This is a genomic window from Novisyntrophococcus fermenticellae, from assembly GCF_018866245.1.
GTDB lineage: Bacteria > Bacillota > Clostridia > Lachnospirales > Lachnospiraceae > Novisyntrophococcus > Novisyntrophococcus fermenticellae.
This window is the reverse complement of sequence record NZ_CP076458.1, coordinates 2918427-2930468: the sequence shown is the minus strand read 5'-3', so window position 1 is coordinate 2930468 and position 12042 is coordinate 2918427. Positions and strand designations below refer to the sequence as shown.

At 43.4% G+C, this 12042-nt stretch carries 15 protein-coding genes; all 15 read left to right on the top strand.

Annotated elements, in window-relative coordinates; genetic code table 11:
• Nucleotides 1-161: 161 nt before the first annotated feature.
• The 15 genes from KNL20_RS13580 (at nucleotide 162) to KNL20_RS13510 (ending at nucleotide 11963) form a co-directional block, all read left to right on the top strand.
• On the top strand, nucleotides 162-806 hold the full coding sequence (locus KNL20_RS13580) for an adenylate kinase (protein WP_230398264.1): 645 nt from the start codon (nucleotides 162-164) through the stop codon (nucleotides 804-806).
• Between the two features lie 4 nt (nucleotides 807-810).
• A complete protein-coding gene (gene map, locus KNL20_RS13575) occupies nucleotides 811-1566 on the top strand; it encodes a type I methionyl aminopeptidase (RefSeq protein ID WP_230398263.1) in 756 nt (251 codons plus the stop codon).
• An 11-nt stretch (nucleotides 1567-1577) separates the two neighbouring features.
• Nucleotides 1578-1841, top strand: a complete 264-nt coding sequence (locus KNL20_RS13570; protein ID WP_230398262.1) for a KOW domain-containing RNA-binding protein — start codon at nucleotides 1578-1580, stop codon at nucleotides 1839-1841.
• A gap of 3 nt (nucleotides 1842-1844) precedes the next feature.
• Nucleotides 1845-2063, top strand: a complete 219-nt coding sequence (infA, locus tag KNL20_RS13565; RefSeq protein WP_230398261.1) for a translation initiation factor IF-1 — start codon at nucleotides 1845-1847, stop codon at nucleotides 2061-2063.
• A gap of 273 nt (nucleotides 2064-2336) precedes the next feature.
• Nucleotides 2337-3248, top strand: coding sequence for an ABC transporter permease (locus KNL20_RS13560; protein WP_230398260.1), 912 nt, complete (start codon nucleotides 2337-2339; stop codon nucleotides 3246-3248).
• A gap of 13 nt (nucleotides 3249-3261) precedes the next feature.
• Nucleotides 3262-4344 (top strand): ABC transporter permease, encoded by a 1083-nt coding sequence (locus tag KNL20_RS13555; protein ID WP_230400122.1) that lies wholly within the window; start codon nucleotides 3262-3264, stop codon nucleotides 4342-4344.
• A gap of 5 nt (nucleotides 4345-4349) precedes the next feature.
• Nucleotides 4350-5357, top strand: coding sequence for an ABC transporter ATP-binding protein (locus KNL20_RS13550; protein ID WP_230398259.1), 1008 nt, complete (start codon nucleotides 4350-4352; stop codon nucleotides 5355-5357).
• On the top strand, nucleotides 5350-6330 hold the full coding sequence (locus KNL20_RS13545; RefSeq protein ID WP_230398258.1) for an ABC transporter ATP-binding protein: 981 nt from the start codon (nucleotides 5350-5352) through the stop codon (nucleotides 6328-6330). The genes KNL20_RS13550 and KNL20_RS13545 overlap by 8 nt, the downstream gene beginning before the upstream one ends.
• A gap of 83 nt (nucleotides 6331-6413) precedes the next feature.
• The gene (locus KNL20_RS13540; protein WP_230398257.1) at nucleotides 6414-8177 is read left to right on the top strand and encodes a peptide ABC transporter substrate-binding protein; all 1764 of its coding nucleotides are present in this window, start codon (nucleotides 6414-6416) and stop codon (nucleotides 8175-8177) included.
• A gap of 241 nt (nucleotides 8178-8418) precedes the next feature.
• Nucleotides 8419-8532 carry a 50S ribosomal protein L36 gene (gene rpmJ / locus KNL20_RS13535; RefSeq protein ID WP_005339020.1) on the top strand — a complete coding sequence of 38 codons (114 nt, stop codon included), beginning with the start codon at nucleotides 8419-8421 and terminating at the stop codon, nucleotides 8530-8532.
• A 353-nt stretch (nucleotides 8533-8885) separates the two neighbouring features.
• Complete coding sequence (gene rpsM, locus KNL20_RS13530) at nucleotides 8886-9254, top strand: 30S ribosomal protein S13 (RefSeq protein ID WP_230398256.1); 369 nt, start codon at nucleotides 8886-8888, stop codon at nucleotides 9252-9254.
• A 43-nt stretch (nucleotides 9255-9297) separates the two neighbouring features.
• Nucleotides 9298-9690 carry a 30S ribosomal protein S11 gene (rpsK, locus tag KNL20_RS13525; RefSeq protein ID WP_230398255.1) on the top strand — a complete coding sequence of 131 codons (393 nt, stop codon included), beginning with the start codon at nucleotides 9298-9300 and terminating at the stop codon, nucleotides 9688-9690.
• A 16-nt stretch (nucleotides 9691-9706) separates the two neighbouring features.
• Nucleotides 9707-10300 carry a 30S ribosomal protein S4 gene (rpsD, locus tag KNL20_RS13520; RefSeq protein ID WP_230398254.1) on the top strand — a complete coding sequence of 198 codons (594 nt, stop codon included), beginning with the start codon at nucleotides 9707-9709 and terminating at the stop codon, nucleotides 10298-10300.
• Nucleotides 10301-10345: 45 nt separating this feature from the next.
• A complete protein-coding gene (locus KNL20_RS13515) occupies nucleotides 10346-11308 on the top strand; it encodes a DNA-directed RNA polymerase subunit alpha (protein ID WP_230398253.1) in 963 nt (320 codons plus the stop codon).
• Nucleotides 11309-11426: 118 nt separating this feature from the next.
• The gene (locus KNL20_RS13510; protein ID WP_230398252.1) at nucleotides 11427-11963 is read left to right on the top strand and encodes a bL17 family ribosomal protein; all 537 of its coding nucleotides are present in this window, start codon (nucleotides 11427-11429) and stop codon (nucleotides 11961-11963) included.
• The last annotated feature ends 79 nt before the right edge of the window (nucleotides 11964-12042 follow it).

Below are 12042 nucleotides of genomic sequence, written 5' to 3'. Positions count from 1 at the left end.
GTTGACATGGGCTGTGGCGTGGTTTTCCGTCACAGCTTTTATGCTTAACAGGAAAGCTGTTTTTATAGTTTAAATAATAAAAGTATTGCGTATATGCATGTCTGGTGATTATAATAACATCAAAGGGAATAAACTATTTAAGGTTGAAGGAGAGGAAGCTTATGAAAATTATTATGTTAGGTGCACCGGGTGCGGGTAAGGGTACGCAGGCTAAGAAAATAGCGGAAAAATATGGGATACCGCATATATCCACCGGGGATATTTTTCGTGCAAACATTAAGAATGGGACAGAATTGGGGAGAAAAGCAAAGGAATTTATGAAGCAGGGGCTCTTGGTACCCGATGAACTGACGTGTGATCTGGTTGTTGACCGGATCTCGCAGCCAGATACATCGAAAGGTTATATATTGGATGGTTTTCCAAGAACTATTCCCCAGGCAGAAGCACTTACCGATGCTTTGCTTGAACGTGGTGAAAAGATTGATTATGCCATAGATGTGGAAGTGCCGGATGAGAATATTATTAGACGTATGTCCGGGCGCCGTGCATGCCTGGCCTGTGGAAATACGTATCATGTTGAGAATAATGCGCCGAAAGTAGAAGGCATCTGTGATGCATGCGGAGAAAAACTGACGCTGCGTGAAGATGATAAACCGGAAACCGTTAAGAAACGTCTGAGTGTCTACCATGCCCAGACGCAGCCATTGATAGATTATTATCGTGCGGCTGGTGCATTGGTTGAAGTTGATGGAACCTTGGACATCGAAGTTTTGTTCAATGACATCACGAAGATTTTAGGAGCTTAAGAATATGTCTGTATCAATTAAAACTGCCAGAGAAATTGAACTTATGCGTCATGCCGGAATGTTGCTTGAAAAGGTTCATGATGAACTTGAAAAAGCGATTAAGCCCGGTATTTCAACTTGGGATATCGATCATCTTGGAGAAGAAATAATCAGAAGTTTTGGATGTATCCCAAACTTTTTGAATTATAATGGATACCCTGCATCTATCTGTGTCTCAGTAAATGATGAGGTCGTTCATGGAATACCAAATAAGAATCACATTCTGGAGGAGGGTGACATCGTAAGTCTGGATGCCGGCCTTATATATAAAGGATATCATTCGGATGCAGCACGTACACATGCCGTGGGCGAGGTCAGTGACGAGGCTTCACAGCTGATGCGTGTAACCAGACAAAGCTTTTTTGAGGGAATTAAATTTGCGAAAGCCGGCAATCATCTACATGAGATATCTTCGGCAATTGGGAATTATGCGGAAAGCTTTGGCTATGGAGTGGTTCGTGAACTGGTAGGACATGGAATAGGAACACATCTGCATGAGGATCCTCAGATCCCGAATTTTGCCTGCAAAAGCAGAGGAATTCGGCTTCAGCCCGGAATGACACTGGCCATAGAGCCTATGATTAATATAGGACGACCGGAGGTCGTATGGCTGGATGATGACTGGACAGTAGTAACTGAAGATGGAACGCTTTCCGCTCATTATGAGAATACGGTTCTGATTACAGAAGGGGAACCGGAAATTCTCACCCTATCCCATTAAGAGGCAGCGGGATGAAGGAACTTAAAGTCGGCATGTTCGCCAGGAGTCTGGCCGGGCATGATAAGGGAAAGTTGTACATCGTAACTGCGGTGGATGGGGATATGGTATATCTGGCTGACGGGAAAACCCGTCTTGTCAAAAATCCTAAGAAAAAGAAAAGAAGGCATATACAGCCTGAATTTACAATGGCCGAAATCATCGGTGAGAAGCTGGCTTACAGCAGGCCACTCCTAGATGAAGAAATTAGAAAAGCAATTAAGACCAAGGAGGTTTAAGGAATGTCGAAGGCAGATGTAATTGAAGTAGAAGGAAGGGTGCTGGAAAAGCTGCCGAATGCCATGTTCAGAGTTGAACTTGAGAACAAGCATGTGGTGCTGGCTCATATCAGCGGCAAGCTGCGGATGAATTTTATCCGTATCCTTCCCGGAGACAAAGTAACAATAGAACTTTCTCCATATGACCTTGACAAAGGACGTATTATCTGGAGAGATAAATAAATAGTAACAATCCGTAGGTACCAGGGCCCGGAGATTTAAATTTCAAGGTAAATCTCCGAGTTCTGTGTTATTTTTTTGCTATATCTGGGAATAAAGAGAAATACTGCCTTTCTACAAAATTTGATTGACGGAAAAAAATTATGAATATATAATAGTATTTATGTATGGTACATAAAATCCAAGAATTTTGGATTTTTTTTTAATTCATGTGTCCTTCCAGCAAAGACAAATGTTTGAATACATAGAATACAATAAAGAAAAGGAGTAATACCAATGACGAAGTATGTAGCTAAGAGAATCCTTCTCGCTTTGGTGACGATATTCATCGTATGTGGAATCACTTTTTTTGCGATGAATGCAATTCCGGGCGGACCATTTGACGGGGAGAAGGCTGTTTCACCCGAGGTAAAGGCGGCCATGGAAAAAAGGTTTAATCTGGACAAACCGGTTCCTGAGCAATTTGTGATATATATGAAGAACCTTCTGAAAGGAGATTTCGGAGTATCGGCAAAGACAGGGCGTGATATTGGAAAAACCATATTTACTTCTTTTAAGGTTTCGGCCCAAATAGGAGGAATGGCAGTTGTGGTTGCCGTAATCATCGGCATTATTTTCGGAAGCATCGCTGCTCTTAACAGAAACAAGGTGCCGGACAGACTGATCATCTTCTTTTCATCCCTGTTTACCTCTTTGCCCAGTTTTGTTTTGGCCTCACTTTTGTTATTGGTATTCTCTATTAAATTAGAATGGATTCCTGCATGGAGCAAGGACAATCCTAATTATATTCTGCCGGTTATATCTTTAGCGGCCTATCCGATGGCCTACGTTACCCGACTGACAAAAACCAGTATGCTGGATGCCATGGGCCAGGATTATGTGCGTACGGCTCGTGCGAAAGGAGTTGCCAGTTGGAAAGTACTTTTTAAGCATACGCTGCGAAATGCACTCATCCCGGTTGCTACCTATGTCGGACCGATGACGGCATCAATTCTGACCGGAAGCCTTGTGGTCGAGAGAATTTTCACAATTGGCGGATTGGGCTCCAAATTTGTGGACAGCATTACGAACAGGGATTATCCGTTGATTATGGGAGTAACGATTTTCCTTGCAGTTCTTATGGTTACTATAAATTTGATTACAGATATTGTTTATAAGATAATTGATCCCAGGATTAAACTGGATTAGAAGGAGACGAATGATGGATAATACAGAAAATAAGATAAACCAAATGCCAAAAAAATCTCCCCTAAGTATGCAGATTGACTTGAAGAAGTTTGAAAAAGCGACAGATGAGGAAAAGCACCAGCAGGAAGTCATGAGTGAATCCGCATCATTTTTTAAGGATGGCATGAGAAGGCTGAAGAAAAATCCTCTGGCGGTAGGAAGTATCGTCGTGCTGATTGCAATCCTGCTGATGATTATCGTGGCACCTCGCATAGTACCTTATAAATATTCGCAAATTATCAGTGTAGAAGGAAAGCGTGACAAGACTGCAATCAATATGGCACCCTTTCATTATTCTGACTTGGAAAAAAAATATATGGACGATGGGGGAAAAATATTCCCTCATATCATGGGTACCGATGAGTTAGGACGTGATTACTTTATGCGTGTCGTTTACGGAACCAGGATTTCTTTGGCTGTCGGTGTTTTTGCCAGTGTGCTGGTGTTACTTATAGGGGTTCTTTATGGCAGTATCTCAGGTTATTTTGGGGGCAAGGTCGATTTAATCATGATGCGTATTGTAGATATGATATACTCACTTCCTGATTTGCTTATGATTATTCTGCTGTCAGTGGTGCTCAATGAAATTCTGAATCTGGACAGTATCCCGTTTTTGAAGAGCTTGGGAACCAATATGATTTCACTGTTTATTGTATTTGGACTGCTGTACTGGGTAGGCATGGCAAGACTGGTCCGTGGGCAGATTCTGACCATTAAAGAAAATGAATATGTACTGGCAGCCCGGGTAAGCGGAGCAAAGCCGAAGCGTATAATACGGAAGCACATTCTTCCGAACTGTATCAGTGTCATAATTATTTCAGGGGCGCTGCAGATCCCTACGGCTATATTTACTGAAAGCTTTTTAAGTTTCATAGGCCTTGGGGTGAAGGCTCCCATGCCTTCTCTGGGATCACTGGCCAGCCTGGCCAGAGCGGGGATCACCACATATTCTTATAAGCTGATTTTCCCGGCAATTATGATAGCACTGATAACATTGTCATTTAATCTATTGGGAGATGGTCTTCGTGATGCATTTGATCCCAAATTAAGGAGGTAAGAAATATGAGTGAGAATATATTAACCGTAAAAAATCTCTACACCTCCTTTACGACAGAAAAAGGTGAGGTGATGGCCGTAAACGGGGTATCCTTCAATCTGGACAGAGGGAAAATCCTGGGAATTGTAGGAGAGTCCGGTTCGGGGAAAAGTGTAACCGCTTATTCCATCATGCAGATTCTTGAAAAGAATGGAACCATAAAGAGTGGTGAGGTATTATATAAAGGTGAGGATATCACAAAATACTCAGAGGAGCAGTTAAGAAAGTTCCGGGGCAAATGCTGCTCAATTATTTTCCAGGATCCGATGACCAGCCTGAATCCAGTGTTCACGATCGGTAATCAGATACGAGAGGCAATCGAACTCCATACACCCAGAAAGGGAAAAGAGGCGATTGACCGTGCAGTAGAGATGCTGACTTTAGTAGGCGTGAATGAGCCGAAGAAGCGAATTAAGCAATATCCCTATGAATTGTCAGGTGGGATGCGTCAGCGTGTAATGATAGCCATGGCGCTGGCCTGTGAACCGGATATTCTGATTGCCGATGAGCCAACCACAGCGCTGGATGTAACCATACAGGCACAGATTCTGGAATTGATGCAGAAATTACAGAAAAAGCTGGGAATGGCCATCATTATGGTAACCCATGACCTTGGTGTAATTGCTGATATGTGTGATGAAATCATTGTAATGTATGGCGGCCGTGTCTGTGAAAGAGGTACAGCGGATGATATTTTCTATCGTCCCTGCCATGAGTATACGAAGGGACTGCTTCGCTCCATACCGAATGTGGATCGGATTGGTGAAAAACTGCTGCCGATTCCGGGGTCACCGATTAACTTGCTGAATATGCCAAAAGGCTGCGCATTCTGTCCAAGATGTGAGAATGCCATGAAAATATGCCTGGAGGAACAGCCACCGGAGATGCAGATGCCGGATGGGCACTTTGCTTCTTGCTGGCTGAATGTAAAGGCATCGATGGAAGCGGAGGAAGGAGCCGTTAAAGATGAATAAAAAATATGTACCTGATAAAGATAATCTGATTGAAGTTAATCACTTAAAGCAGTATTTTCCAATTAAGGTCGGAGTTGGGAAAACGATACCGCTTAAGGCAGTGGATGGGGTTTCGTTTGCAATAAAGCCCGGTGAGACACTGGGACTTGTAGGCGAATCGGGATGCGGGAAGACGACCGTTGGACGTTCCCTGCTGAGACTCTATACACCCACAGGGGGAGATGTGTTTTTTGATGGAAGGCGGGTGGATGCAAAAAGCATCGACTCCATGCGCAAGGATATGCAGATGGTGTTTCAGGATCCCTATTCTTCTTTAAATCCCCGTATGACGGTGGAGGATATCATAGGAGAACCTCTGGATGTACATAACTTGTACAATTCTAAAGGGGAGCGCAGGGATAAAATCTTAAGTCTGATGGAACTGGTTGGCCTGAATGCAGAGCATGCCACCCGTTACGCACATGAGTTTTCCGGCGGACAGCGGCAGCGTATCGGTATCGCCAGGGCATTGGCCACAAACCCAAGATTTATTGTCTGTGATGAGGCGGTCAGCGCGCTGGATGTCTCCATACAGGCGCAGGTAATCAATATGTTTGAAGAGCTGCAGGCAAAACTGGGCGTTGCGTATCTGTTCATTGCACACGACCTTTTGGTGGTACACCATATCTCGGACCGGATTGCAGTCATGTATCTGGGCAGAATTGTGGAAATTGCAGACTCTAATGAATTGAATGATCATCCGCTTCATCCCTATACACAGTCACTTTTGAGTGCTGTCCCTTATCCCGATCCGAAGAAGGCAAAAGAAAAGCATCGGATTGTTCTGGAAGGGGATGTTCCCAGCCCACTGCATATGCCCACAGGCTGTGCGTTCCGCACCCGTTGTAAATATGCAACCGAGCAGTGTGCGAAGGAGTGTCCGCAGCTCACTGACCGGGGGGATGGACACCGGGTTGCCTGCTGGAATAAGTAAGTATAGATAAAACTAAGATTTTATTTCCCTTTTTAAGGGATTTAAGATAATTTACTAAATAAAAAACAAGGAGGAAATAAGTTATGAAAAAGCGTTTCGTAGCAGCGCTGCTGACATCTGTGATAGTACTCGGTTCTTTGGCCGGATGTGGATCCGGATCAGGAAGCAGTTCAGAATCAAAGAGCGATACAGCAGAAGGCAGTACATCTGAAAGTAGTACATCTGCAGCAGAGGAGCATGGCCCATCCAGTGAGGCCGCACCAGCCTGGGAGGAGTACAATACACTGATTTCCGATATTAAGAAAGAGACAGATCTTGCAAAGCGTGAAGATCTGATGCATCAGGCAGAAGATATACTAATGGATACCTGGGCAGTTGTTCCCCTGTATTATTACAATGATGTGTATATGCAGAAAACAGATGTAACCGATATTTATACAAACTTATTTGGATTTAAGTATTTTACATCCGCAAAGGCTCCGGGCAATAAATTGTCCGTTCAGCTTGCTTCAGAACCGGCAAAACTGGATCCGGCCTTAAACTCAACCGTAGATGGCGGCTGCCTCGCAATACTTGCATTTGCCGGATTGTATACTTATGATGCGGATGGAAAGCTTGTTCCCGATCTGGCAGAAAGCTATGAGATGAGCGATGACGGACTTACTTATACATTTACACTGAAAAGCGATCTGAAGTGGTCCGATGGTGATACACTGGACGCTAATGACGTGGTGTACAGCTGGAATCGTCTGGCGGATCCGAATACAGGTGCTGATTATTCTTATCTGGCTGATGGAATTGCAAAAAAGGATGATGGTACGCTTGACATTACAGCCTCCGAAGACGGCAAGACCTTTACAGTAAAGCTGATCGCACCCTGTGCATACTTTCTTGATTTGTGCGCATTCCCGGCTTTCTTCCCCGTTCCTCAGCAGAGTATTGAAGCTGCACCGGACGCTGCAACAAACCCGGGTGCATGGTGTGTGGATGCCGGATTTGTAAGCTCTGGCCCGTTTGTAAGCACAGAGTGGAAACACGATGAATCCATGACTTATAAAAAGAATCCGAACTATTACGCAGCAGATAAAGTTTCACTGGATGAAATCAGCTTTATGCTGAGTTCTGATGATACGGCTGTATTAAATGCCTTTAAGGATAATTCCCTTCAGTTTATCGATACAATCCCGACCGATGAGATGGCCAATGTGAAGAAATTAGATGAATTTCACAAGGTGCCGACTTTGGGAACATACTACAGTGGATTTAATGTAAACAGTGAGCTTTTTAAAGGGAAAACTGTACAGCAGGCAAAGGATATAAGACATGCACTTTCCCTGCTGATCGACCGTCAATATATTGTAGACAGTATTGCACAGGCAGAGCAGGAAGTAGCGAATACTTTTGTTCCGACCGGTATGACAGATGGCAACGGCGGAGAGTTCCGTGTAAATGATGATGCTTATACCTATCCGGATAAAGAGAACGTTGGATACTATGATCCGAAGGCAGTAGATGTTGAGAAGGCAATCGAATTGCTGAAAGGTGCCGGCTACAAATTTGATGACAGCGGAATGCTTTCATCTGAGACTCCAATCTCAATGACATACCTGACCAACGATTCCCAGGGAAATGTTAAGATTGGCGAAGCAATTCAGCAGGACTTTGCAGCAATCGGAATTACACTTGATGTGGAGACACGCGAATGGTCCGTGTTCCTGGAAGAAAGAAAACAAGGAAAGTTTGATTTCTGCCGGGAGGGATGGCTCGCAGATTATAACGATCCGATTAACATGCTTGAGATGTGGGAGACAGAATCCGGCAACAACGATATGCAGTTCGGAAGATAAGAACCCTTTAAAACAAGCAGGAGAACAGACAGATATAAGGACAGAAAGACTGCCCGGCATGAATGATTCATTCATGCCGGGTCTTTCCGTAATAAAAGTAAAAAAAGTCCTTGCATTACTTGATTTACGATGATATAATATAAAGCGACCTTTTGCGCGGATTTTTGGATTAACCCACTGAAAACTGTTCAAAAGTGTGAAACTTATTTGTTTTTCAACGTTTAAGAAAGGAGGATTCATCATGAAGGTAAGATCTTCTGTAAAACCGATTTGCGAAAAGTGCAAAGTTATCAAGAGAAAAGGCAGTGTCAGGATCATTTGTGAGAATCCAAAACACAAACAGCGTCAAGGATGATTGGAGACCGGAAGTGTTTAATGAAAACGAGTCCGCAGGACGGAGTTTGAATTTAGTAACACACCCTTTTCCCATCATTCATCATTGACAAAAACATTATTAAGTGCGGCTGCAGATGAACCACCAGAAGGTGTTGTTCAGCTGTTAATATTATAAAGTGAGACCTGCTGTATTTCATGCAGTCAGGGCGCCTCCGGCGGATGTGTGGAAGCGTAGCATCCCCTTATAATATTGCTTAATACTCCTGCGCATTACGTCATGTGGAGGAGAACGGTCGTGCGTCACACGGCTGGATACACGCATACCTGTATCCCAATTAGGAAAATATTAATTTTATATGGAGGAAAACGTACATGGCTCGTATAGCTGGTGTAGATTTACCAAGAGACAAACGCGTAGAGATTGGTCTTACCTATATCTACGGAATTGGCAGAGCAAGTGCCGACAGAATTTTAAAGGAATCCGGAGTTAATCCTGATATCCGCTGCAGAGACTTAACAGATGATGATGTTAAGAAAATCAGTGCGGTAATCGATGAGACGCAGATGGTGGAAGGTGATTTACGTAGAGAAATCGCTATGAATATCAAACGTCTTCAGGAAATCGGGTGCTATCGTGGAATCCGCCACAGAAAAGGACTTCCTGTTCGCGGACAGAAGACTAAGACAAACGCCAGAACTCGTAAGGGTCCGAAGAGAACTGTTGCTAACAAGAAGAAATAAGTAAATATAAGCAAATATAAGAAAGTGTAGGTTAGTTTTTATTATGGCTAAAGTGACAAAGAAAACGACAAGACGTCGTGTCAAGAAAAACGTTGAACGTGGACAGGCACATATCCAGTCATCTTTCAATAATACGATTGTAACTTTGACAGATACTGCTGGAAACGCTCTTTCATGGGCAAGTGCTGGTGGTCTTGGATTTAGAGGTTCAAGGAAATCTACTCCTTATGCAGCTCAGATGGCAGCAGAAACTGCAACCAAAGCAGCATTGGTACATGGTTTGAAAACAGTTGATGTATTTGTGAAAGGTCCCGGATCAGGAAGAGAGGCTGCCATTCGTGCATTGCAGGCATGCGGCCTGGAAGTAACCAGTATTCGCGACGTAACACCAGTACCACACAATGGTTGCCGCCCACCAAAACGAAGAAGAGTCTAATTAGGAGGTCATAACAATGGCAGTAGATAGAGTTCCGGTTCTGAAAAGATGCAGATCTTTAGGGTTGGACCCGGTGTATTTAGGAATTGATAAAAAATCCACACGTCAGTTAAGACGTACGAACAGAAAGATGTCCGAGTATGGACTTCAGTTAAGAGAGAAACAGAAAGCAAAATTCATTTACGGAGTATTGGAAAAACCTTTCCGTAATTACTATAAGAAAGCCGATAAGATGACAGGCCAGACAGGCGCAAACCTGATGACACTTCTGGAACTGCGTCTGGACAATGTTATTTTCCGCATGGGTCTTGCAAGAACAAGAAGAGAAGCAAGGCAGATTGTTGATCACAAGCATGTACTGGTAAATGGCAAGCAGGTGAATATCCCTTCTTATCAGGTAAAGGCAGGCGATGTTGTTGAAATCAGAGAAAGCAAGAAGAACTCTCAGAGATATAAGGACATCCTGGATGCGACAGGCGGACGTCTGTTTCCTGAATGGCTGGATGTAAATCAGGAGGCTCTTCAGGGAACCGTGAAAGAAGTACCTTCCCGTGAAGTAATTGATGTTCCTGTGGATGAGATGCTTATCGTCGAGTTGTACTCTAAGTAATAGTTTAGTAACAAGCCAATCAATATTATAAGGAGGGGCTTTCGAGTGTTTGATTTTAACAAACCGAAAATTGAGATTACAGAGATTTCTGAAGACAAAAAGTACGGCAGATTTGTAGTAGAACCACTGGAAAGAGGTTACGGGACAACACTGGGTAATTCACTGAGAAGAATTATGCTTTCGTCTCTGCCGGGCGCTGCAGTGAGCCAGGTAAAAATCGAAGGCGTGCTACATGAATTCAGCTCTATTCCAGGGGTGAAGGAAGATGTTACAGAGATTATCATGAATCTGAAGAGCCTCGCTATTAAAAACACAAGTGAGACGAACGAAGCCAAAGTCGCATATATAGAATTTGAGGGCGAAGGCGTAGTGAAAGCATCTGATATTCAGGTGGATCAGGATATTGAAATCATGAACCCCGATCAGGTAATTGCTCACCTTAATGGCGGATCTGACAGCAAGCTCTACATGGAACTTACGATTACCCGAGGCAGAGGATATGTAAGCGCAGATAAAGGCAAAACAGATGACATGCCGATTGGTGTGATTGCAGTAGATGCCATCTATACACCGGTAGAGCGTGTGAATCTTACTGTAGAAAACACCCGTGTAGGTCAGATTACTGATTTTGATAAGCTGACTTTGGATGTCTATACCAGAGGTACCCTTGATCCGGATGAGGCAGTCAGTCTTGCGGCTAAAGTTTTAAGTGAGCATCTGAAGCTGTTTATTGATCTTTCTGAGAACGCAAAGACAGCGGAAGTTATGATAGAAAAAGAGGACAATGAAAAAGAAAAGGTTCTGGAGATGAATATCGATGAACTGGAGTTGTCCGTACGTTCTTATAATTGCTTAAAACGTGCCGGTATTAATACGGTAGAAGAGCTTTGCAATAAGACTTCTGAAGATATGATGAAGGTCCGTAATCTCGGGCGTAAATCTTTGGAAGAAGTCCTGGCAAAACTAAAAGAACTGGGTCTTCAGCTGAGCCCCGGTGATGAGCAGTAATAAAAGCGATGTTCCATTTGGCACAGCGTGGAAGAGAAGAATATTTGTAGAATTAAAGCGCTGCACCAGTAAGACCGAAGAAGCGTGATGCAGCGTTCCACAAATGGAGGAAAGAATAATGGCAAAGTATAGAAAACTCGGCAGAACATCTGATCAGAGAAAAGCGTTACTCAGAAATCAGGTAACAAATCTGTTATATCATGGAAAAATCCGTACAACAGAAACCAAGGCAAAAGAAATCCGTAAAATTGCGGAAGGTTTGATTGCTTTAGCAGTACGTGAAAAGGATAACTATGAGACTGTAACCGTAACTGCAAAGGTTCCAAAAAAGGATTCCGACGGCAAAAGAGTAAAAGAAGTAGTCGACGGCAAGAAGGTTACCGTATATGATGAAGTACAGAAGGAAATCAAAAAAGACGCACCTTCCAGACTTCATGCACGGCGTCAGATGATGAAGGTGTTCTATCCTGTAACGGAAGTTCCGAAGGAGAACAAAGGGAAGAAAAAGAATACAAAAGAGGTAGATCTGGCTGCTAAGATGTTTGACGAAATTGCACCTAAGTATGCGAACCGTAACGGTGGATACACACGTATTGTAAAAATCGGACAGCGTAAGGGTGATGCTGCCATGGAAGTCCTGATTGAATTAGTATAACAGGCAGAGTTTTAATTAAAAAGATGATACAAAGGAATTGCCACCGGCAGTTCCTTTTGCATACGTTGCATTAAGAGAG